The organism is Amycolatopsis azurea DSM 43854 (genome assembly GCF_001995215.1).
Taxonomy (GTDB): Bacteria; Actinomycetota; Actinomycetes; order Mycobacteriales; family Pseudonocardiaceae; genus Amycolatopsis; species Amycolatopsis azurea.
Genome location: NZ_MUXN01000033.1, coordinates 24,806 through 47,051 on the forward strand (window position 1 = coordinate 24,806; position 22,246 = coordinate 47,051).

General features: G+C 68.0%; 16 protein-coding genes. 8 read left to right on the forward strand and 8 right to left on the reverse strand.

Annotated elements, in window-relative coordinates:
* Positions 1-29 precede the first annotated feature (29 nt).
* Positions 30-1,676, reverse strand: coding sequence for a condensation domain-containing protein (locus B0293_RS39950; protein ID WP_005167982.1), 1,647 nt, complete (start codon positions 1,674-1,676; stop codon positions 30-32).
* 460 nt (positions 1,677-2,136) lie between these two features.
* Here B0293_RS39950 and B0293_RS39955 point away from each other — a divergent pair, with 460 nt between their 5' ends.
* Positions 2,137-3,372 carry a cytochrome P450 gene (locus B0293_RS39955; RefSeq protein ID WP_005167981.1) on the forward strand — a complete coding sequence of 412 codons (1,236 nt, stop codon included), beginning with the start codon at positions 2,137-2,139 and terminating at the stop codon, positions 3,370-3,372.
* Positions 3,373-3,432: 60 nt separating this feature from the next.
* On the opposite strand, the gene lysX is transcribed toward B0293_RS39955, so the two are convergent.
* Entirely contained in the window at positions 3,433-6,750 is a 3,318-nt protein-coding gene (lysX, locus tag B0293_RS39960) for a bifunctional lysylphosphatidylglycerol synthetase/lysine--tRNA ligase LysX (RefSeq protein WP_039919987.1), read from the reverse strand.
* A 244-nt stretch (positions 6,751-6,994) separates the two neighbouring features.
* On the opposite strand from lysX, the gene panB reads away from it, so the two are divergent.
* The 3 genes from panB to pip all read left to right on the forward strand — a co-directional run bounded on the left by panB (position 6,995) and on the right by pip (position 10,300).
* A complete protein-coding gene (gene panB / locus B0293_RS39965) occupies positions 6,995-7,870 on the forward strand; it encodes a 3-methyl-2-oxobutanoate hydroxymethyltransferase (RefSeq protein ID WP_005167979.1) in 876 nt (291 codons plus the stop codon).
* 406 nt (positions 7,871-8,276) lie between these two features.
* The gene (locus B0293_RS39970) at positions 8,277-9,251 is read left to right on the forward strand and encodes a right-handed parallel beta-helix repeat-containing protein (protein WP_005167978.1); all 975 of its coding nucleotides are present in this window, start codon (positions 8,277-8,279) and stop codon (positions 9,249-9,251) included.
* A gap of 89 nt (positions 9,252-9,340) precedes the next feature.
* On the forward strand, positions 9,341-10,300 hold the full coding sequence (pip, locus tag B0293_RS39975; protein ID WP_005167977.1) for a prolyl aminopeptidase: 960 nt from the start codon (positions 9,341-9,343) through the stop codon (positions 10,298-10,300).
* A gap of 358 nt (positions 10,301-10,658) precedes the next feature.
* Here pip and B0293_RS39985 read toward each other — a convergent pair whose 3' ends face one another.
* The 5 genes from B0293_RS39985 to B0293_RS40005 form a co-directional block, all read right to left on the reverse strand.
* Positions 10,659-11,465: an ABC transporter permease gene (locus tag B0293_RS39985; protein ID WP_005167976.1), complete on the reverse strand. Its 807-nt coding sequence runs from the start codon at positions 11,463-11,465 to the stop codon at positions 10,659-10,661.
* A 9-nt stretch (positions 11,466-11,474) separates the two neighbouring features.
* Positions 11,475-12,359, reverse strand: a complete 885-nt coding sequence (locus B0293_RS39990) for an ABC transporter permease (protein WP_005167975.1) — start codon at positions 12,357-12,359, stop codon at positions 11,475-11,477.
* 83 nt (positions 12,360-12,442) lie between these two features.
* Positions 12,443-13,648: an ABC transporter substrate-binding protein gene (locus B0293_RS39995; RefSeq protein ID WP_005167972.1), complete on the reverse strand. Its 1,206-nt coding sequence runs from the start codon at positions 13,646-13,648 to the stop codon at positions 12,443-12,445.
* Between the two features lie 27 nt (positions 13,649-13,675).
* Entirely contained in the window at positions 13,676-14,770 is a 1,095-nt protein-coding gene (locus B0293_RS40000; protein ID WP_039919996.1) for an ABC transporter ATP-binding protein, read from the reverse strand.
* Positions 14,771-14,790: 20 nt separating this feature from the next.
* Positions 14,791-16,212, reverse strand: a complete 1,422-nt coding sequence (locus B0293_RS40005; protein WP_005167968.1) for a gamma-aminobutyraldehyde dehydrogenase — start codon at positions 16,210-16,212, stop codon at positions 14,791-14,793.
* A 158-nt stretch (positions 16,213-16,370) separates the two neighbouring features.
* On the opposite strand from B0293_RS40005, the gene B0293_RS40010 reads away from it, so the two are divergent.
* Together B0293_RS40010 and B0293_RS40015 are read left to right on the forward strand one after the other, a co-directional pair.
* Positions 16,371-17,114 (forward strand): FadR/GntR family transcriptional regulator, encoded by a 744-nt coding sequence (locus B0293_RS40010; protein ID WP_039919983.1) that lies wholly within the window; start codon positions 16,371-16,373, stop codon positions 17,112-17,114.
* Positions 17,115-17,146: 32 nt separating this feature from the next.
* Positions 17,147-17,881 carry a cache domain-containing protein gene (locus tag B0293_RS40015; protein ID WP_005167965.1) on the forward strand — a complete coding sequence of 245 codons (735 nt, stop codon included), beginning with the start codon at positions 17,147-17,149 and terminating at the stop codon, positions 17,879-17,881.
* On the opposite strand, the gene B0293_RS40020 is transcribed toward B0293_RS40015, so the two are convergent.
* Positions 17,865-19,337, reverse strand: coding sequence for a PucR family transcriptional regulator (locus B0293_RS40020; RefSeq protein ID WP_039919993.1), 1,473 nt, complete (start codon positions 19,335-19,337; stop codon positions 17,865-17,867). The two genes, B0293_RS40015 and B0293_RS40020, sit on opposite strands and share 17 nt — an antisense overlap.
* Before the next feature lie 110 nt (positions 19,338-19,447).
* Here B0293_RS40020 and gabT point away from each other — a divergent pair, with 110 nt between their 5' ends.
* Positions 19,448-20,779, forward strand: coding sequence for a 4-aminobutyrate--2-oxoglutarate transaminase (gene gabT / locus B0293_RS40025; RefSeq protein ID WP_005167961.1), 1,332 nt, complete (start codon positions 19,448-19,450; stop codon positions 20,777-20,779).
* Positions 20,776-22,206 (forward strand): aldehyde dehydrogenase family protein, encoded by a 1,431-nt coding sequence (locus tag B0293_RS40030; RefSeq protein ID WP_005167959.1) that lies wholly within the window; start codon positions 20,776-20,778, stop codon positions 22,204-22,206. The genes gabT and B0293_RS40030 overlap by 4 nt, the downstream gene beginning before the upstream one ends.
* The last annotated feature ends 40 nt before the right edge of the window (positions 22,207-22,246 follow it).

Below are 22,246 nucleotides of genomic sequence, written 5' to 3' on the forward strand. Positions count from 1 at the left end.
GGGACGAGGGGCTGGCGTACGGAGAGCGGTCAGGCCTGCGGTTCGACCGCGCGCCGTTCGCGGACGACGCCGAGCAGCCGCTCACGGCTCCCGCGCGCTCCCCCCGCCTGCTTCTTCTCCGCGTCGACCAGCAGATCGGCGTGCCCGCGGACGGTGCCGGCGCGGAACAGGTCGACCGTCTTCACCATCCGGCCGGACACTTCGCGCAGCTTTTCCACCAGGACCACGAGGCGCAGCGAATCCCCTCCGGCGTCGAAGAAGCTGACGTCGTCGCCGAACTCCTTGTTGTCGAGCACCTCGCTCCAGACACCGCGGACGAGGTCCAGGCGCACGGCCGGGTCGTCGAGGTCGAGGGCTTCGGTGGCGGGCTTGAGCACGGTTTCCTCCGGGGATCGGGCGAGATCCGCGACACCGCGTCGCAGATCGGAAAGCAGGCCGTCGATCGTTTCGTCGGTGAAGAGATCGGCGGGGTAGTCGAGGGTGAGCTCCAGGCGGGATCCGTCCGCGACGTGCACGAACAGCGCGAGATCCCACTTGCTGTACTGGGGTTCCAGTGGCCGGAACCGGCCGACGACGCCGGGCGCGAGGTCGAACGGGGCGGGTACCTCGGCGAGGTTCACCAGCACCGGGGTCAGCGGCAGCCTGCCGACGTCGCGCTCGTCGTCGAGTTCGGCGGCGAGCGCGTCGAGCGGGACGTCGGCGTCGATGAACGTCTCCATGCCGGAATTCCTCGCCTCACGCAGGAGTTCGCGCCACGTCGTCGTTTCGTCGAGCCGGATCCGCAGGACGAGGGTGGACATGAACATCCCGACGACACCGGTGGAGACGGGGTCGTCGCGACCGGGCCAGACCACCGAGAACAGGAAGTCGCGTTGCCCGCCGCGGCGGGCGAGTGTCGCGGCGAGGATCGCGACACCGGTCATGAACGCGGTGCAGCCCGCTTCGGCGGACGCCGCCAGTACCCGCGCGGTGACCTGCTCGTCGAAAGCGGTGCGCGCGTCGGCGCCGATCATGGACAGGTCGGCGTCCGGAAGCCGGTCGTAGGGCAGGTCGACCGTGGTCGGCGCGCCCCGCAGGCGCTCGACGGCGTCCGCGATCCTCGGCGCCAGCTCGCTTTCCGGGATCGGCACCTGGACCTGTGCGGGATGGACGGGCTCGGGCAGCACGACTTCTTCCTCGCTCAGCGCGCCGCGGTAGAACCGGCCGATCTCGTCGAGCAGCAGCCTTCGCGACGTGGCGTCGAAGACGATGTGGTGCACGGTCAGGACGAACAACGTGGTGTCCGGGCCGACGCGGATGAGCTCCGCTCGCGCCGGCGGTTCGTCGCCGAGATCGAAGGGGGTGTAGCAGAGCACCTCGACGAGCCGTTTCAGCTCGTCAGTGGTCCAGTCCTCTTCGACGGCGTCCAGGAAGCCGGCCTCCGCGGGTTCGCCGTCAGTCCGGTATTCGACGCGCCGGCGCGTGGTTTCGAGCCGGAATCGCGATCGCAGCGCGGGATGCCGCGCCAGCGCCCGGCCGACGGCGTCCGCCAGCACGACGTGGTCGATCGGCCCGGTGAACTCGATGACCGACGGGATCAGGTACGTCGGACGCAGCCGATCGATCCGGTCGACGATCCAGATGCCCTGTTGGGTGGGCGTGGCGACATGCCAGACACTGGCCGATTCAGATGGCATTCCTCTGCCTTTTCCCCAGGTAGATGAACAGCCTGAACAGAAAGAAAAAATGCACAGCGAAAAGACGGAACCGAATTAACGCGGTGGCTGAATTCCCCAGAAATCGAACCCCCAATTGCCCTCAAGACGCTACGAGGGCACCGCCGCGACTGTCAACTCGTCCATTCGTGGAGATCTCACGTCTACGCTACGAAAGCAGTGATTCGGACACCCTTGACACTCCTCGAACACGCGTGCTTGACTCTGCCCGCATCTGGGGTTGAAGCAACACGGCTCACTCAAAAGGGCCGTGAATTCGCTGTGCTGCAAGGAAAGAGCCGGTTGCGGACATCGTCGTCCCGGTAATTCGTTGATCCATTGGGCGCAGTGGCGACTGGGGTGTTCGGCGTATGCCACCACTGTTCCATTCGGGTGCGGTTAAAAGCATCGCGGTCCGCCGCGAAATGAAGGGAACGCGCACATGACGGTCGAGGACACCGCCAGGGGCTGTCCGGTGCATTTCAGCGGCGCCGACCTGGTCGACCCTTTCCTGTACGCCGACGGCGACGCGCATTCGATATGGCGCGAACTGCGCGAACAGGAGGGACTGAGCTGGCACCAGGTCGACGCCGAGCGCGGCTTCTGGTCGGTGGTGAAGTTCGCCGACACCGACTACGTCATGCGCACCACGGAACTCTTCACCTCCGAACGCGGCACCATGCTGGAACTGCTGGGCATGGACGATCCGGCGGGCGGCAAGCAGCTCGTCGTCACGGACCCGCCGCGGCACACGATCATGCAGGCGCGGCTGAAGAAGGCGCTCGCGGTCCGCGCGGTGGACAAGCAGCGCGACATGGTCCGGGAGCTGGTGCTGGGCCTCATCGCCCCGCTGGGCGACGGCGGTGTCTTCGATTTCGCGCAGGCCATGATGACCATGCCGATGGCGGTCACCGGGCGGATGATCGGCCTGCCCGAAGAGGACTGGCCGTGGCTGACGAAGCTCACCAGCGCGTGCGTCGCGGCCGACGATCCGGAGTTCCAGATCGCGGACGGCAAGGACGCGACGCTGGCCGCCGCTCACCGGGAACTGTTCGTCTACTTCCAGGACCTGGTCTCGTACCGGCGCGACCACCTCAGCGACGACCTGCTCAGCGTGCTGATCTCGACCGAGTTCGAGGGCAGGCACATGTCACCGAGCGAGATCGTGGCCAACTGCTACAGCCTCCTGCTCGGCGCGAACGTCACGACACCGCACGCGCCGAACTTCGTGTTCGCGGAGTTCATCGAGTCCGGTGTTCTCGAGGACTGGACGCGGCATCCGGAGACCACGCAGACCGCCGTCGAGGAGGCCTTGCGCTGGTCCTCACCGGTCAACCACATGCTGCGGTACGCCACTCAGGACGTCGTCCTGCGCGGCACGAAGATCGCCGCCGGCGACGCGGTGGTGACCTGGCTCGGTTCGGCCAACCGCGACGAGGAGCAGTTCCCGAACGCGGGCACCTTCGACATCCGGCGCAAACCGAACAAGCACCTCGCGTTCGGCATCGGGCCGCACTACTGCGTCGGGCACAGCGTGGCGCGGATGAGCATCCGGATCCTGTTCGAGGAACTGCTGAGCCGGTTCCACGAGTTCGCCCCGGCGGGCAAGCCGGAGCGGATCACGTCGAACTTCGTGTCCGGGTACAAGCGGGTGCCGATCACCGCCCGCCGGCGATAGCAAAGGTCCCTTGCTCTCTTTCCGCAGGTCAGCGGGCCGGGCGAGAGCAAAGGTCCCTTGCTACCCCTGCGGCCGCACGAACGGGAACAGCACCGTCTGCCGGATCGAAGCGCCGGTCAGCATCATCAGCAGCCGGTCGATGCCGATGCCGAGCCCACCGGTCGGCGGCATGCCGTGTTCGAGCGCGAGCAGGAAGTCCTCGTCCAGTTCCATCGCCTCGACGTCCCCGCTCGCCGCGCGCAGCGACTGGGCCTCCAGCCGCCGCCGCTGTTCGAGCGGGTCGGTCAGCTCGGTGTAGGCCGTGCCGACCTCGGAACCGAACGCGATCAGGTCCCAGCGCTCGGCCAGCCGCGGGTCCACGCGATGCTGCCGGGTCAGCGGCGAGACGTCGGTCGGGTAGTCGGTGTAGAAGGTCGGCAGCACGGTCGCGCCTTCGACCAGGTGCTCATGCGCCTTCAGCACGAGATCACCGTGCCCGGCCTCCTCGTTCACCGGCACCCCGGCGGCACGGCACAGCCGCCGGAGTTCCTCGACCGAGGTCCCCGCGTCGATCTTCTCCCCGAGCGCGGCGGAAACGGCTTCGTGCACCGGGATCACCGGCCAGTCGCCGGAGATGTCGTATTCGACGACCTTCCCGTCCGGCCCCGGACGGCGAACGACCTGCGCGCCGTACGCGGCCTCGGCGGCGTTCTGCACGAGTTCGCGCGTCAGGTTCCGCATAGTGTTGTAGTCGGCATACGCCTGATATGCCTCCAACATGGTGAATTCCGGGTTGTGCGTCGCGTCGACGCCTTCGTTGCGGAAGTTCCGGTTCAGCTCGAAAACGCGCTCGACCCCGGCCACGCACAGGCGTTTCAGGTACAGCTCGGGCGCGATCCGCAGATACATCCGCATGTCGTAGGCGTTGATATGGGTGACGAACGGGCGCGCGTTGGCGCCGCCGTGCACCGTCTGCAACATCGGCGTCTCGACTTCGAGGTAATCGCCCTGATGCAGCCTTTCCCGCACCGCGCGCACCACGGTCGAGCGCATCCGCAACATCGCCGTCGAATCCGGGTTCACCGCGAGGTCGAGGTAGCGCTGCCGCACCCGCGTCTCCGGGTCCGTGAGGCCCTTTCGCTTGTCCGGCAACGGATGCAGGCTCTTCGCCGTGACGGTCCATTCCTCGACGAGCACGGACAGCTCACCGCGCCGCGACGTCACGACCCGCCCGCTCACGCCGACGTGGTCGCCGAGGTCGACGCCCCGGCGCCAGCCACCGAGGTCGAGCACGGAGGCGTCGAGCATCAGCTGGATCTCGCCGCTGAAGTCCTTGACCCGCGCGAAGCAGAGCCCGCCGAGGTTCCGCATCGCGAGCACCCTGCCCGCGACGCGGACCCGGTGATCGGTGTGCGTGTCCGGGTTCATGCTCCCGAATTTCGAGACGACGTCGCCGAGCAGATCTTCCCGGGCGAAACCGACCGGATAGGGGTCGATCCCGGCTTCGCGCAAGCTGTCGAGCTTCGCCATCCGCACGCGGACCTGGTCGGGACGCCGCACCTGTTTCGGCGCGGGGGTGGCCGCGCTCGCGTCGATGCGGTGGACCTCGGCCACGAATTCGTCGGTGACCGTCTCCAGTTTCAGCGCCCGCGCCGATCGTCCGGTCGGGACGAATCCTTCGAGCGCGCCGGCGACGATGCCGACCCGCGGCAGCCGTCGCGCCGAGGAATAGCACAGGAACCGCGGTTCCCAGTCGGGTCCGTACTTGGCGTTGGACCGGTAGAGCGATTCCAGCTGGAAGAACCGCGACGCCATGCTGAGCACGCTGCGCCACGCACGCAGCACCGGCCCCGCGCCGATCCGCTCCCCCTCGGAGAAGACCGCGCGGAACATCGCGAAGTTCAACGAAATCCGTTGCGCGCCAAGGTGTGAGCTCGCCTCCACGACCTCGGCGACCATGTATTCGTTGAGCCCGTTCTCGGCGTCGCGGTCTCGCCGCATCAGGTCGAGGGACAGGCCGCGGCGGCCCCACGGGACGAACGACAGCATGCCGCGAAGCTCGCCCTTGGCGTCGTACGCCTCCACCATCACGCTGCGGCCGTCGCTCGGATCACCGAGCCTGCCGAGCGCCATCGAAAACCCGCGTTCGGTCTCGGCGCCGCGCCACTGCTGCGCCTGCAGCAGCAGCCTGGCCATCTCATCCGCCGGGATTTCGCTGTGCCGCCGGACTTTTGTGGTGTATCCGGCCCGTTCGATCCGTTTGACCGCTTGGCGGACCGAGCGGCGTTCAGGCCCGGCGAGGCTGAAGTCCCGGACGTCGAGGACCGCTTCGTCGCCGATCTCCAGGGCGCGCAGGCCCGCGTCGGCGTAGACTTTCGCGCCGCGTTCGCTCGCGCCGAGCACGCCGGGGGTCCAGCCGTAGGTGCGCGCCTCGTTCAGCCAGGCGCGGACCGCGTCCGGCCAGGCGTCGGGATCGCCGATGGGATCCGCGCTCGCGACGCTGGTGCCCGCGAGCACGCGGTAGGCCACGGCGGCGCGGCCGTTGGGCGAGAAGACGACACTCTTCTCGCGCCTGGTGGCGAAATAGCCCAGGGAGTCGTCTTCGCCGTGTTCGGCGAGCAGGCGGCGTACGTGCAGTTCTTCCTCGTCCGTCCTCAAGCGACGGCTGCGCACACCGCGGAAAAGTGTGTACAACGCGGCCGTCGCCACGGCTGTCGCACTGAGGTCGAGGACGAGGTCCAGCCAGGCGGGTCCTTCGCCGATGCCGACCTTGCGCAGCTGGATGTTCTCACCGGTCGTGTGGTTGACGACCCACGCGAACCTCGCCCAGGTGTCCGCGAGGCGTCCCGGGAAGGCCTCGCTCAGGCCCCAGCCGACGAGGATGACCGCGGCCAGGCCGCCGAACAGCACGGTGAGGCCGTCGCGCCAGGCGCTCGGCGCGAGCCGGGCGGGGAACGCGGGACGCAGGATCCAGAGGAACGCGAACATGCCGATCGAGATCAGGTCGGCGATGGCCAGCACCCACACCTGGTGCGGGATGTGCCGGACCTGCCACGGACCGAGTTTCAGCAGCTCGGGCCACCACAGCAGGGCCGCCTGGAAGGCCAGCGTCACCGCGAGTCCGCCGACCTGGAACAGCAGCAGCGTGTAGAGCGCCGCACGTTTGCGGCGGCGGAGCGCGGCGCCGAGGACGACGAGCAGCAGGACGATCACGAGGCTCGCGTTCGTCGGGATGCTCAGCGCCGAGAAGGCGACGTCGCCGACCCTGAGTACCGGTCCCTTCACACCGCCGGCGAGGAGAAGGATCACCGAGAACACGGCCGCGAGCTGCACGAGGGTGGCGACTATTCCGCCCGCCCTCGCCTTCCACGGCGAGACACGGCTCGCTGGGTTTCCCATTCTGGCCTTTCGCGGTACTCACAGGTGATCGACAGCTGCTCTTACTTGACGTCACACAACCCCGTGTGGTTGTCAACGAACATCATCCTCTGGTCTGAATTTCATCAACCACAGGCGTGACGGCCCGGTGTGAAGCTGGTCGCAGGACCTTGGGAGGGCTATCCCCGCGTGTCACGCTTTGAGATGTACAGCTCCACGACCCGGGGACCTCTTCGAGGCCTCGAGGGAAGGACGGTCGACAAGGATGTCTGCCACCGAAAAGGATCCCGGCGAGCTCGCCGCTCCGTACGGGACCGGCGCGGCACCCCAGGTTACGCCTGGGAAGAAAGTCCGCGTACATCACCTTCGCGACATGAAAGAGCGCGGCGAGACCTGGCCGATGCTCACCGCCTACGACATGTACACCGCCGCGCTCTTCGACGAGGTGGGCATTCCCGTGCTGCTCGTCGGGGATTCCGCGTCGAACAACGTCTTCGGCTACGACACGTCACTTCCGGTGACCGTGGACGAGCTGCTTCCCCTGGTCCGCGCGGTGACCCGGTCGGTGAAACGGGCGCTGGTGGTGGCCGACCTGCCGTTCGGTTCGTACCAGCTCTCACCGCAGCAGGCGCTGGAGACGTCGGTGCGGTTCATGAAGGAAAGCCGCGCGCACGCGGTGAAACTCGAAGGCGGGCGGAAGTTCGCGCCCCACGTCGAGGCGCTGACGTCCGCCGGTGTCCCCGTGATGGGACATATCGGATTCACGCCGCAGAGTGAACACAATCTGGGCGGTTACCGCGTCCAGGGGCGCGGCGAAGCGGCCGACTCGCTGCTCGCCGACGCGCTCGCCCTGGAGGAGGCCGGCGCCTTCGCGGTCGTCATGGAGATGGTGCCCGCCGAAGCGGCGAAGCGGATCACGCACGAACTGAAGATCCCGACCGTCGGCATCGGCGCCGGGCCGGACTGCGACGCGCAGGTGCTCGTCTGGCAGGACATGGCCGGGCTCCGGCGCGGCAAGACCCCTCGTTTCGTGAAGAAGTACGCCGACCTCGCCGGCGTGCTGGCCGGGGCCGCGTCGGCGTTCGCGGAGGACGTCCGGCGCGGCGAGTTCCCGGCTTCGGAGCACTCGTTCCACGACTGACCCACCTCTGACCTGCGAAAAGAGAGCAAGGGACCTTTGCTATCACTCCCGCTGGGGAGGGCGATAGCAAAGGTCCCTTGCTCTCTCCGCCTGTGGTGACTGTGTGGATTTCTGGTCATCCAACGCACCAAAATCCACACAGTCAGCACGCGTCGCTACGCGGAGTACAGGGTGTGTGGAAATAGGGACACTCAACGTCCCTAATTCCACACACCCCCGCCGGAGCCCGGGCGATAGCAAAGGTCCCTTGCTCTCTTCCAGGGTGGGCCGTGCACACCCACCCTCCTTTAGTTGTTCACGTATATGAACTTCAATCATGTCCTTGACTCGCGTTCGTAAAGAGGCTTAACGTCTAGCCCGTCGCCGCCACGACCGAGCTTCGATCCCTCGACGAGGAGGACCACGGATGCGTGTTCGTGAGCGGGTTCTGGCCATCGCGACCGGTGCCGCCCTGCTGTCGACGCTGGGCGCGTACCCCGCACAGGCCGCAACGGTCCGCGTAGGGACTTCGGAGCAGCTCTCGGCGGCGCTCGCTTCGGTCACTCCGGGCACCGTCATCGAACTCGCGGCCGACACGACCTTCGCGGGCAACTTCAAGGCGGCGAAGAGCGGCACGTCCGGCAGCCGCATCACGCTCAAGGGTCCGCGAAGCGCGGTCATCAAGGCCTCGGCCGGGCGCACCCTCGAACTCACTGGCAGCTACTGGAACCTGACCGGCTTCACCCTCACCGGTGGTCAGAAGGGCCTGATGGCGACCGGCGTCAAGAACACCGTCGTCGACGGCGTCAAGGTCACCGGCGTCGGCCACGAAGGCATCCACTTCCAGTACACGAGCACCGACAACGTCGTGAAGAACTCCGAGGTCACCGACACCGGCCTCGAGTACGCCGGCTACGGCGAGGGCATCTACTTCGGTTCCGCGAAGGGCAACTGGCCCGGCGGCACGCCCGACCGCAGTGACCGCAACAAGGCACTGAACAACAAGATCGGCCCGAACGTGCGGGCCGAATCGATCGACATCAAGGAAGGCACCACCGGCGGAGAGCTTCGCGGCAACGTCTTCGACGGGGCCGGGCAGAGCGGCGAGCACTTCGCCGACAGCTGGGTGGACCTGAAGGGCAACAACTACGTGGTCGCGGACAACCGGGGCAGCAAGGTCTTCGTGCACGACGCGACCTACGGCGGCTTCGAGGTCCATGTCCAGCTCGACGGCTGGGGCCGCGACAACACCTTCTCCGGCAACACCGCGGACGTGCGATCCAGTTACGCGTACGGCTTCTATCTCGTGAAGGCCGCTACGGGCAACAAGGTCTGCGCGAGCAACAAGGTGACCGGTGCCGGAAAGGGATTCGCGAACGTGGCCGCCACGGCGGGCTGCTGACGCGATCGAAGACCGGGGGCCCGCTCAGCCCGGCGGCGGGGGCGGGCCCCCACCCTTCGCGCACTCGCGGATTCGGGCACAGTGGTCATATGGACGACCTGTACCCGCCGATCCATGTACGTGCCGAGGGCATGCTCGACGTCGGTGACGGGCACCGGATCTACTGTCAAGAGGCCGGGAACCCAGACGGCAAACCCGTGGTCGTCCTGCACGGAGGCCCTGGTAGCGGCATTTCTCCGATGGCTAGACGACATTTCGATCCCGAGGCCTACCGGATCATCTTGTTCGACCAGCGCGGCACCGGGCGCAGCGCTCCGCACATCGGCGAACCGGACGTCGACCTGTCCGTCAACACCCTCTGGCACCTCGTTTCGGACATGGAAAAACTACGCGAAAGGCTGAATCTCGAAGACTGGCAGGTCTTCGGCGGCTCGTGGGGCGCGACCCTCGCCCTCGCCTACGCCGAGTCCCATCCGAGCCGTGTCACCGAGATCATCCTGCGCGGTGTCTTCACCGTCCGGCGTAGCGAACTCGATTGGATCTACAGTGGCGGCGCCGCGAACCTCTTCCCCCGCGAGTGGGAAGCCTTCCTCGCGCCGATCCCCGAGGAGCGCCGCGACAACCCGATCTCGGCCTACCGCGAACTCGTCTACCACCCCGACCAGGTGGTCCGGGAGCGTGCCGCGATCGCCTGGAGCACCTGGGAAGGCGCGATCGTCAGCCTGCGCCCGGATCCGGCGTTCCACAATCAATACGCGTCGCCTGACTTCGCTGTCACCTTCGCGCGACTGGCTCTGCACTACTTCTGTCATGGCGCGTGGCTCGAGGAAGGGCAGTTGATCCGGGAAGCCGGGAAGCTGTCCGGGATTCCCGGCGTGATCGTGCAAGGACGGTACGACGCGGTGTGCCCGCCGTCGACGGCCTACGAATTGCATCAGGCTTGGCCGGACTCGAAGCTGGAACTCGTTGAAGCGGCAGGGCATGCGGTGACGGATCCGGGAATGCTGGCGGCACTTCGAGATGCGACGGATTCCTTCCGTTCGACTTGAGCCCTGGCAGCGCTTGCACGCCACGCAGGACGGACTCTCGGTACGCTGCGAGAGTGTCTCAACGGTTTGCAGAAATCCTCCAAGGCCTGATGGACAACCGGAACCTGTCCCGTCGGGCTGTCAGCTGAGCTTCAGCGCGAGCCGAATCAACCATTCTGCAATTGCTCAACGGGCGCATCCCTCCATCGCCGGAAATCGTGAAGGACATCGCACCCGTATTACAGATCATCGAATTCGGCGATTGGTCGACATCGCCCGCGAGTTGGAGTCCGAAGAACAAAATCACCAGACCGTCGATACTGAGTAAACCCCGAAGACGCCGGTGCGGCCCGCAGGAGGCGCACCGGCGTTTCGCTTTCTACAGCCGTCCGCCCGAGGTCGTGTCACCCGAAAGCCGTTGCGCCAGATAGACCGGCACCGTCGAAGCCAGGATCAGCACCGCCGCCACGACGTTGACGATCGGCGCCTGGTTCGGCCGGAACAGGTTGTTCAGGATCCAGATCGGCAGGGTCTCCAGCCCGGTCCCGAGAGTGAACGTCGTGACGATGATTTCGTCGAACGACAGCGCGAAGGCGAGCAGGCCGCCGGCCAGCAGGGCCGAGCGCAGCATCGGGAACGTCACCAGCCGGAACGTCGTCAGCCCGTCGGCGCCGAGGTCCATCGACGCCTCTTCGAGGTTGCCGCCCATCCGCCGCAGGCGCGCGACGACGTTGTTGAACACCACCACGATGCAGAACGTCGCGTGCGCGACGATCGCGGTGAACAGGCCGAGGTCGATGCCGAGGATCGTGCGGAAGGCGTTGTTCAGCGCGATACCGGTGACGATGCCGGGAAGCGCGATCGGCAGGATGATCAGCAGTGACACCTGGTTGCGGCCGAAGAAGCGGTACTTCTGCAACGCGAACGCCGCCATCGTGCCGAGTACCAAGGCGATCGCCGTCGCGGCGAGTCCTGCTTGGACACTCGTGCCCAGCGCGTTCAGCGCGCCCTCGTTCTCCGCGGCCCGCCTCCACCATTCGAGGGTGAAGCTCGACGGCGGCCAGCCGAAGGTGGTGTCCGCGTTGAACGAGTTGAGCAGGACCACCAGCAGCGGGAAGTAGATGACCGCGAGGCCGAGCACGAGCGCGGCGAGCAGGAGGTACTTGGTCGTCCGGGAAAGCCGCATCGCGCGCTCCTACAGGTTGTCCAGCGCACCCGTGCGACGCACGGCGGCGAGGTAGGCGAGCATGATCACCACGGGCACGGTCGCGACGGTCGCCGCGAACGGCAGGTTGTTCGCCGCGCCGATGTTGTCGTAGACGACGTTGCCGAGCATCTGCGACGTGCCGCCGACGATCTTCACCGCGATGTAGTCGCCCAGCGACAACGAGAACGTGAAGATCGAGCCGGCGACGACGGCCGGGAAAGTCACCGGCAGCACCACGGAACGGAACGTCCTGAACGGTCGCGCGCCGAGGTCACCCGAAGCGTCCACCAAGGAGTTCGGCAGCCGTTCCAGGCCCGCGTAGATCGGCAGGATCATGTACGGCAGCCACAGATACGACAGGGTGATCACCGTCGCGAGCACGCCGTAGCCGGGGGTGTCGAGGCCGAACGGGTTGAGCAGCCAGTGCAGGACACCGTTGCCGGACAACATGGTCCGCCACGCGTAAGCCTTCACCAGGTAGCTCGCCCACAGCGGCGTCATGACGGCGATCACCAGGAGCCGCCGCGCCCTCGGTGAAGCGAATTTGGCCATGTAGAACGCCATCGGGAAGGCGATGATCGCGGTGATCACCGTGACCAGCGCGGCGATCCCGACCGTCCGGAGGGTGATCGTGCGGTACACCGCGTCGCTGAACAGGGTGGCGAAGTTGTCCAGCGACCATTCGGTCACGACCTGGCCGGTGAAGACGTCGGTCGTCCAGAACGCGGTCACGAACAGCGCGGCCAGCGCGCCGAGGTAGGCCAGACCGAGCCACAGCATCGGCGCGGACAGCAGGATGCTCAGTCGCAGCCTGGGTTTGCGGTACAGGTAGGCGGAGGCCTTCCGCCTCGGTGAATCGAGGGTGGTCGTCATCGTCTCCACCAGAAGTGAGGGATGGGACCGGGAGCGGCCGGCGTTGGGGGGCACCACCAGCCGCTCCCGGAGTTTCGGGGAGATCAGCCCTTGATCTCGGTCCAGGCGCGGGTCCACTCGCCGTAGTCCTTGCACTTGACGTCGGTGCGACCATCGAGGCACTGCGTGATCGGCGTCGTCCAGTACTGGATCTTCGAGGCGTACGCGGCGTCACCGGCGTGGTAGGTGTCGCAGTGCTTCTTGTCCTTGGTTTCGGCGCACGCCTTGGGGTTCGAGGGCGATTCGCCGAAGTACTCGGCGACCTGCGCGTTGGCCTTCGGGCTGACGATGTGGTTCAGCCACTTGTAGGAGCACGTCTTGTGCGGCGACTTCGCCCCGACCATCCAGGTGTCCGACCAGCCCGTCGCGCCTTCGGACGGCAGCACCGACTCCACCGGCGCGCCCTCGCTCTTGGTCAGGTTCACCGTCACCTGCCAGGCGGTGCCGACGACGGCGTCACCGCTCTTGAGCGCCTGGCTCTCCTTCAGGTAGTCCGACCAGTACTCCCCCACCATCGGGCGCTGCTGCTTGAGCAGGTCGACGGCGGCCTGGAACTGCTTGTCGTCCAAGGCGTACGGGTTCTTGATGCCGAGTTCAGGCTTGTGCGTCTGCAGGTACAGCGCGGCGTCGGCGATGTAGATCGGCGAGTCGTAGGCGGAGATCTTGCCCTTGTACGGGCTGTTCGCGTCGAACATGACCGACCACGACGTCGGCGCCGGGGTCACCTTGTCGGTGCGCCAGGTCAGCAGGTTCGCGCCCCAGCCGTGCGGCACGCCGTAGGCCACGTTGTTCACGCTGTTCCACGGGCGGTTCTTGAGGAAGTCGAAGACGTCCGCGTAGTTCGGCACGAGGGCGGTGTTCACCGGTTCGACGTCGCCGGACGCGATGAGCCGCAGCGAAGCGTCGCCGGAGGCGGAGATGACGTCGTACTGTCCGGTCTTCATCAGGTTCACGGCCTCGTCGGAGGTGCCGAACGCCTTGACGTTGACCTTGCAGCCGGTCTCCTTCTCGAACCCGGTGACCCAGTCGACGGCCGGATCGTTCGAGCCGTTCTCCGCGTAACCGGGCCAGGCCAGCACGTTGACCTGGCCTTCCGGCTGGCCGAGCTGGGCGAGCGCGTCGATCTTCGGCGGGGTGAAGCCCTGGCCGCCGGGCGCGGCGGTGGTCGAACTCGATCCGGAGGTTCCGCAGGCGGCCACGAGCAGGCCGGCGCCGAGCAGCCCGGCGAGCGCGAGTTTCCTGTTCTTCATTGAACGACCTTTCGGTACGGGGAGGGGCTAACCGGCTTCGGGGACGCGGAAGCTGTGTTCGTGCCGCCAGCTCAGGCGGACGCGGCCGCCCTCGAAGTCCGCGGGTTCGGCGGTGTTCTGCCGGACCACGGAGAGCTGGCCGCCGGCGTCGAGCGTGACCTCGTAGCGCACGGTCGCGCCGGCGTAGACGGTGTTGGTGACGGTGCCGGTGGCGCTGGTCTCGCCGACCTCCGCCGCTTTCGACAGATCGGCGTCGACGCGGATCTTCTCGGGGCGGATGCTGAACACACCGGGTTTGCCGATGATGTTCTCGGCGCCGCCGCCGCTGAGCAGGTTCGAGGTGCCGACGAAACCGGCGACGAACGCGGACGCGGGCCGTTCGTACACCTCGACCGGGGAGCCGACCTGTTCGATGCGGCCGGCGTTGAACACCGCGATGCGGTCGCTCATCGTCAGCGCCTCGTCCTGATCGTGGGTGACGAAGATGAACGTGATGCCGACGTCGCGCTGGATCTGTTTCAGCTCGGTCTGCATGGTGTGGCGCAGTTTCAGGTCGAGCGCGCCGAGCGGTTCGTCGAGCAGGAGGACCTTCGGCCGGTTGACCAGGGCCCTGGCGAGGGCGACCCGTTGCCGCTGGCCACCGGAGAGCTGGTCGGGTTTGCGCTCACCGAACTCGCCGAGCCGGACAGTGTCGAGGGCTTCCTTCGCGCGCTGACGTCGCTCCGCGCGGGGGACGCGTTTCACCCGGAGGCCGTACTCGACGTTCTGCCGCACGGTCATGTGCGGGAAGAGCGCGTAGTCCTGGAAGACCGTGTTGACGTCGCGGTCGAACGGCGCGAGGCGGCTGACGTCGCGGCCGTGCAGTTCGATCGTGCCCGCCGTCGGCAGTTCGAAACCGGCGATCATGCGGAGCACGGTCGTCTTGCCGGAGCCGGACGGGCCGAGCATCGAGAAGAACTCGCCGGGCGGGATGTCGAGATCGACGCCGTCGACCGCGTGGACCTGGCCGAACTCCTTGCGCAGCCCGCGCAGCCGGATCGCCGGATCCCCGCCGCCGTCGGAGGCGATAGCAAAGGTCCCTTGCTCCCCCTCGGCGGAGGCGGCGGGCGCTTGATGAGGCATGGCGTGCCTTTCGGTGGTCGTCACAGCGCGCTCATCACGTGCTTGACGCGGGTGTAGTCCTCGAGGCCGTAGAGCGAGAGGTCCTTGCCGTAGCCGGACTTCTTGAAGCCGCCGTGCGGCATTTCGGCGACCAGCGGGATATGCGTGTTGATCCACACGCAGCCGAAATCGAGCTTCGCGGCCAGCCGCATCGCCCGCTGGTGGTCGGTGGTCCACACCGACGACGCGAGCGCGTATTCGACGCCGTTGGCCGCGGCGAGGGCCTCGGCTTCGGAGGCGAAGCGCTGCACGGTGATGACCGGACCGAAGATCTCCGTCTGGCTGATCTCGTCGTCCTGGCGGACGCCGGAGATCACCGTCGGTTCGTAGAAGTACCCCTCGTCGCCCTGCCGCTTTCCTCCACAGTGGACGATCGAGTACGCGGGCAGCCGGTCGACGAAACCGGCGACCCGGTCCAGCTGGGCGGCGTTGTTGAGCGGACCGTAGGTGACCGACGTGTCGTCGGGTTTGCCGGTGGTGGTCGCCCGCGCCTGCCGGGCCAGCGCCGCGACGAAGGTGTCGTGGACCTCTTCGGCGACCAGGACACGCGTCGCCGCGGTGCAGTCCTGGCCGGCGTTGAAGTATCCGGCGGCGGCGATGCCTTCCGCGGCCGCTTCGATGTCCGCGTCGGCGAAGACCACTACGGGCGCTTTACCGCCGAGTTCGAGGTGTACGCGCTTCACGTCCTTCGCCGCCGAAGCGGCGACTTCGATCCCTGCGCGCACAGAGCCGGTGATGGACACCATCGCGGGGATCTCGTGCTCGACGAGCGCCCGCCCGGTGTCGCGGTCGCCGCAGATCACGTTGAACACGCCGGGGGGCAGGAATTCGGCGCAGATCTCGGCGAGGAGCAGGGTCGACGCGGGAGTCGTGTCGGCCGGTTTGAGCACCACGGTGTTACCCGCGGCGAGCGCCGGGGCGATCTTCCAGACCGCCATGAGGAGCGGGTAGTTCCACGGCGTAACCTGCGCGCACACGCCGATCGGTTCCCGGCGCACGAAAGAGGTGTGCCCTTCCATGTATTCGCCAGCCGACCGTCCTTCGAGGACACGCGCGGCCCCAGCGAAGAACCGCAACTGGTCGACGATCATCGGCAGTTCTTCGGCCGCGGTGAGCGCGATCGGCTTGCCGGTGTTCGCCGATTCGACGAGCACGAGGCCGTCCGCGCGCGCTTCGACGGCGTCGGCGATCTTCAGCAACGCGAGCTGGCGCTGCGCGGGCGTGGTCTCACGCCAGTGTTCGAAAGCGGCGGCCGCGACCTTGAGCGCGTTGTCGACGTCCTCGGGACCGGCGACGGCGGCGATGCGGTACGGGCGGCCGGTGACGGGATCGACGATGTCGGTGGTCGCGCCGGACACGGATCCGCGGTACTCACCGCCGATGAAGTGCTTCAACTGCTGCACGAGACCTCCAGGGGCCTGGGGGCGTGAGGCGATAGCAAAGGTCCCTTGCTCCCTTGTGGGGCGGCGCGGGAGCTAAAACATATAAGTCCAGATGTTAAATGACAAGACGATGGGGCAAGATTGGTTCCATCGGGTAGTAGTTCGGGCGAAGGGCCACCATGCGTAAGGGGATGTCGCACAGCGCGCGGTCAGCGATGTTCGCGCCGCTCGACCAGATCGGCCGGGCGGAAGCGGTCACCGCGCGCCTGGTCGACGCCATCACGCTCGGACTGCTGGCCGACTCGGAACAGCTGCCGAGCGAAGCCGAACTGGCCGCCCAGTTCGGCGTCTCCACCGTGACCGTTCGCGAAGCGCTCGTGGCCTTGCGACAACAGGGGCTCGTAGAGACGCGACGCGGCCGAGGCGGCGGAAGCTTCGTGAAGACGCCTGCCAACCCTTCGACTGCTTCATGGCGAGAGCGCCTTCGCACGGTCTCGCTGTCCGACCTTCGTGACGTCGGCGATCACTACCTCGCCATCGCCGGCGCCGCGGCCAAACTCGCCGCCGAGCGGAGTTCGCCCGAAGACGTCGAGCGGCTCGAACTGGCGACCGAGGACATCCGCACCGCGACCGGCACGGAGGCGTCGCGCGCCGAGCGCCAGTTCCACCTCGAAGTCGCGGCGGCCGCGCAGTCGCCTCGGTTGACCAGGGAAGAAGTGCAGTTGCAGAGCGAGCGGGGCGGGCTGCTCTGGCTGCCGCTCGAACCGCACGGCACCAGGGAAAACGCCTACGCCGAACACCGCGCGATCACCGCCGCCATCGCACAGGGCGACGGCGAGCTGGCCAGAAAACTCACCGAGGAACACATCCTCGATGCGATAGACCGGCTGGCGGACGTGCATTTAGACCTTCTGGCCCCTTAAGCTGCGGCATCCGCGCATCCGAGGTGAGCATCGTGAACGACACACCGTCCGCCGGTTCCGAGGTCGTCGATCAGGTATCCGCACTGGTCGAGGACGTCTTCGGCAGACTGAAGCCGGTTCTGGCCGGCGCCGAGGGACTCTTGGCCGCATCAGGCGATGTCACCGCCGAAGACCTGACCCGCCTCCGGCCGCAGGTCTTCGACGTCCTCGGCGGCCTGGTCGTCGGCGCCGGGTTCATCAGCGCGCCGAACGCGCTGGCCGATCAGGAATTCGGCTTCGAATGGTGGACCGAGACCGGCGACGCCGAACCGGTGCAACTGGTCATCAGCCTCGATCCGGACAGCGACAACTTCCTCGACTACACCAGGCAGTCGTGGTTCACCGTCCCGCGCGACACCGGCCGCCGCCACATCAACGGCCCGTACGTCGACTACCTCTGCACCGACGAGTACACCCTGACCTTCACCGTCCCCGTACGGCGCGAAGGCGCTTTCGCGGGCGTTGTCGGCGCGGACATCTACGTGCGTGAGGTCGAGCGTCTGCTCCAACCGAAACTGCGCGCGCTCGGCGGCCGCGCGGCGCTGGTCAACGCCCAGGGCCGGGTGATCGTGTCGAACAACGCGCGGCAGGCCACCGGGTCGCTCGTCCGCGAGGTCGACGTCCCGGCGTGGTGGTCCTCCGGCGCGGCACCGGTCACGACGGAGACCGGCACGCGGCTGCGCCGCTGCGGGGACTCGCCGATCGCCTTGGTCAGGTCCGAGCGCTGACCTGCAGCGCGAGCCAGAATTCGGCGCGCACGCCGGGGGAATCGAGATCGCGGCCGGTCAGTTCGGCCACCTTGCGCACGCGGTTGCGCAAGGTGTGCCGGTGGACGCCGAGCCGCGCGGACGCCAGATCCCAATGACCGTGGTGTTCGAGCCAGCAGGTCAGCGAGGCGACCAGTTCGCCCCGGCCGGTTTCGTCGTGCTGCCGCAACGGCGCCAGCAGGCTGTCCGAAAACGCTTGCGCCGCCTGGGAATCGACCATCTCCAGGAAGCCGCGTCCGGCGTGTTCGGCGAACCGGACCAGCGGCGTTCGCTCGGCCTTCGCCGCTTCCGCCGCCTGTTTCGCCTGCCGGAGCCCGGCCGGGAAATCCACTGTGGACACCGGATCGGACAGCCCGGCGTGCAGGCCGCCGATCCGCGAAGCCTGCCGGGCGACGACGTCCACGTCGCCGAGCGCGATCACGAAGGCCCCGGACTCGCCGAAGAACACCTTCTCCCCGGACGCTTCGGCGTCGAGCGCGTCGGCGAGCGACCGGCGCGCGGACGCGGGTCCGGTGACGGCCAGAACGGACCACGGCGCCTCCGGGACACCGCCCCAGAGCGACTTCATCGTCCGCGTGGCGAGTTCGGCGTGCCCCGCGGCGAGCAGGTCGCACAGCCCGGACCGTAACCGACGCAAGGCGACGACGTTCTCACGGTTCTGTTCCAGCGCAAGGGAAAGCAACGACACCGCGGTGTTGACGATGTGCTGCCCCGCGGCGTCGAGCGGCTCGCGGGTGCCGACCACGAGCACGCCGCGCGCACGGGTGTCGAGCGTCTGAAGAACGGCTTCGTACTCCCCCACCGCTGTCACCAGTGTGCCCGCGCGCAGCCGCTCGAGATCTTCCCGGATCTGGTCGGCGAAAGGACGCGCGGACGACGGTGCGGCCTCGGTGACCGCACCCGAAGAATCGAGCAGGAGCACCCAGCCGTCGACCAGCTTCGCCAGTTTGCGCACCACCCCACCGGGCCCGCCCTTGCCGACGGCGGTCCTGGTCAGTTCCTGCTGCCCCTTGCCGGTGCGGACTAGCGAGGCGTACTCGTCGGCGGCGACCGCCCGGGAGACCGCGCGCGTGATCGCGATGAACGGCGTCTTCCTCGGCACTTCGAGCACCGGGAGCCCGACCTCTTCGGCGGTGTCCACGAGGGACCGGGGGATGCTCTCGTGACTGAGCCCGACCCCGAAACCGAGGCCGGCCACACCGGCGTCGACCAGCCGCCGGATGTAGCCGGGTGACGTGGTCTCATCGAGCGCGAGACCGGTGGTCAGCAGGAGTTCGCCGCCTTCGAGGAAGGCCTGGGGATCGGTCAGTTCGGTGGGATGGACCCAGCCGATCGGGCGGTCGAGCCCGGCCTCCGCCGCCCGCACGCGCAGGCCGAGCGCGGGTTCGGCCGCGAGGGCGGCGAGCGTCAGTGCCATGTTGTCCAACTCTACTCGTCGATATCGACAAGATGTCGAGCTGACGCCGACCGGCCCGGCTCTCATCCTGGAAGGCGACCCCCGTCCCTCGCGTCCGCAGGAGTTTGGCCGTGACCGTCACCACCGAGACGCAGCGCAGGCTGCGCACCGAGATCCCCGGCCCCGCCTCACGCGCCTTGCAGGAGCGACGCGCGGCCGTCGTCGCCGCGGGCGTGAGCTCGGTGCTGCCCGTCTACGTCACCTCGGCCGAAGGCGGCCTGCTCACCGACGCCGACGGCAACGTCCTGATCGACTTCGGTTCCGGCATCGCGGTGACCAACGTCGGCCACGCCGCCCCCGCCGTCGTGGACCGCGTCCGCGAGCAGGTCGGCCGGTTCACGCACACGTGTTTCATGGTCACGCCGTACGAGGGCTACGTCGAGGTGTGCGAAGCGCTCGACAAGCTGACCCCGGGCACCCACGAGAAGCGTTCGGTGCTGTTCAACTCCGGCGCCGAGGCCGTCGAGAACGCGGTGAAGATCGCGCGCGCCGCGACCGGCCGCCAGGCCGTGGTCGTGTTCGACCACGCCTACCACGGCCGCACCAACCTGACGATGGCGCTGACCGCGAAGTCCATCCCCTACAAGCACGGTTTCGGCCCGTTCGCGCCCGAGGTCTACCGGGTCCCGGGCTCGTACCCGTACCGCGACGGCCTGTCCGGCCCCGAAGCGGCCCGGATCGCCATCGACCGCATCGAGAAGCAGATCGGCGGCGACCAGGTCGCGGCCGTCGTACTGGAGCCGGTGCAGGGCGAGGGCGGGTTCATCGAGCCCGCTCCCGGCTTCCTGCCCGCGCTTTCCCGCTGGTGCACCGAGAACGGTGTCGTGTTCGTCGCCGACGAGGTGCAGACCGGGTTCTGCCGCACCGGCGAGTGGTTCGCCTCCACACACGAAGACGTCGTGCCGGATCTGATCGCCACCGCCAAGGGCATCGCGGGCGGCCTCCCGCTCGCCGCCGTCACCGGCCGCGCGGAACTGCTCGACGCGGTCGGCCCGGGCGGGCTCGGCGGAACCTACGGCGGTAACCCGATCGCGTGCGCCGCGGCACTCGGCTCGATCGAGACCATGCGCCAGGAGAACCTCGCCGCGTCGGCGAAGCGCATCGAGAACGCGGTGCTGCCGCGGCTGCGCGCACTGGCCGAGGAGACCGGCGTGATCGGCGACGTCCGCGGGCGCGGCGCGATGCTGGCCGCCGAGTTCGTGAAGCCGGGCACCACCGAACCCGACGCCGACCTGACCAAGCGCGTCGCGCAGGCCTGCCACCAGGCCGGCGTCGTCGTCCTCACCTGCGGCACCTACGGCAACGTCGTCCGGCTGCTGCCGCCGCTGTCCCTGTCCACCGAACTGCTCGATGAGGGCCTGTCGGTCCTGGAGCACGCTGTCCGTACGGAGGCCGTCAAGTGAGCACCTTTCCTTTTTGGGTAGCCGGAAAGCCGGTCACCAGCGGCGAGACCGCAGTCGTCCTGCACTCGTTCGACGGGAGCGAGGCGGGTTCGCACCACGTTCCGTCCACTTCGGACATCGAGACCGCTGTCCAGGCCGCGCACGACGTCCAGGACGAGTTCGCGACCCTGCCCGCGCACGTCCGGGCGGGCGCGTTGGACCACGTGTCCCGAGTTCTGGGTGAGCGGTCCGAAGAGATCGCGCAGCTGATCACCGCCGAGTCCGGCAAGCCGCTGAAGTGGTCGCGCGGCGAGATCGGGCGAGCGGCGTCGACGTTCCGCTGGGCCGCCGAGGAGGCCCGCCGGTTCTCCGGCGACTTGCAGCGGCTCGACACCGACCCGGGCGGCACCGGGCGGCTCGCGCTGGTGCGCCGGGTGCCGAAGGGCCCGGTGCTGGGCATCACGCCGTTCAACTTCCCGCTGAACCTGGTGGCGCACAAGGTGGCGCCCGCGATCGCGGTCGGCGCGCCGATCGTGCTCAAGCCCGCGCCCGCGACGCCGCTGACCGCGCTGCTGCTCGGCGAGATCCTCGCCGAGACCGATCTTCCGGCCGGGAGCTGGTCGATCCTCCCGGTGAGCAACGAGGAATCGGCCAAGCTGGTCGCGGATCCGCGGCTGCCGGTCGTGTCGTTCACCGGTTCCGTGCCGGTGGGCTGGGGCATCCGCGACAGCGTGCCGCGCAAGCACGTCGCGCTGGAACTCGGCGGCAACGCGGCGGTACTGGTCTGTCCTGATTGGACGGACCTGGACTTCGCGGCGCAGCGGATCGCGACGTTCGCGATGTACCAGGCCGGGCAGTCGTGCATCTCGGTGCAGCGCGTGTACGCGCACGCCGACGTCTACGAAGAGCTGCGCGCGAAGGTGCTGGAGCAGGTGCGCGCGCTCGGGACCGGCAACCCGCGCACGGACGGCGTCGACGTCGGCCCGCTGATCAACGACGCCGCCGCTTCCCGGGTGGAGTCGTGGATCACCGCGGCCGTCGAGGCGGGCGGCGAACTGCTGACCGGCGGCAAGCGCGACGGCGCGACCGTCGAGCCGACCGTGCTCGCGAACGTGCCGGAGGACGCGTCGGTGATGGCCGACGAGGTCTTCGGACCGGTCGTGTCGATCACGCGGGTGGAGTCGGTGGAGGACGGCGTGCGCCGGATCAACGACTCGCGCTTCGGACTCCAGGCGGGCGTGTTCACGCGCGACCTGCCGACGGCGTTCGACGTGTCCGCGAAGCTGCGCGTCGGTGGCGTGCTCGTCGGCGACGTGCCGAGCTTCCGCGCGGACCAGATGCCCTACGGCGGCGTGAAGGACTCCGGTGTCGGCCGCGAAGGCCCGGCCTCGGCGATGGCGGACTTCACCGAGGAGCGCGTCACCGTCCTTACCGGCCTGACTCTCTGACCAGCTGAAACATTGCCGGAAGAAGCAAGGGACCTTTGCT

Bases quoted from the DNA above. Each gene is read 5' to 3' on its own strand.
- B0293_RS39950 (WP_005167982.1), bottom strand. From the start codon at position 1,676: ATGCCATCTGAATCGGCCAGTGTCTGGCATGTCGCCACGCCCACCCAA.
- B0293_RS39955 (WP_005167981.1), top strand. From the start codon at position 2,137: ATGACGGTCGAGGACACCGCCAGGGGCTGTCCGGTGCATTTCAGCGGC.
- lysX (WP_039919987.1), bottom strand. From the start codon at position 6,750: ATGGGAAACCCAGCGAGCCGTGTCTCGCCGTGGAAGGCGAGGGCGGGC.
- panB (WP_005167979.1), top strand. From the start codon at position 6,995: ATGTCTGCCACCGAAAAGGATCCCGGCGAGCTCGCCGCTCCGTACGGG.
- B0293_RS39970 (WP_005167978.1), top strand. From the start codon at position 8,277: ATGCGTGTTCGTGAGCGGGTTCTGGCCATCGCGACCGGTGCCGCCCTG.
- pip (WP_005167977.1), top strand. From the start codon at position 9,341: ATGGACGACCTGTACCCGCCGATCCATGTACGTGCCGAGGGCATGCTC.
- B0293_RS39985 (WP_005167976.1), bottom strand. From the start codon at position 11,465: ATGCGGCTTTCCCGGACGACCAAGTACCTCCTGCTCGCCGCGCTCGTG.
- B0293_RS39990 (WP_005167975.1), bottom strand. From the start codon at position 12,359: ATGACGACCACCCTCGATTCACCGAGGCGGAAGGCCTCCGCCTACCTG.
- B0293_RS39995 (WP_005167972.1), bottom strand. From the start codon at position 13,648: ATGAAGAACAGGAAACTCGCGCTCGCCGGGCTGCTCGGCGCCGGCCTG.
- B0293_RS40000 (WP_039919996.1), bottom strand. From the start codon at position 14,770: ATGCCTCATCAAGCGCCCGCCGCCTCCGCCGAGGGGGAGCAAGGGACC.
- B0293_RS40010 (WP_039919983.1), top strand. From the start codon at position 16,371: ATGCGTAAGGGGATGTCGCACAGCGCGCGGTCAGCGATGTTCGCGCCG.
- B0293_RS40020 (WP_039919993.1), bottom strand. From the start codon at position 19,337: ATGGCACTGACGCTCGCCGCCCTCGCGGCCGAACCCGCGCTCGGCCTG.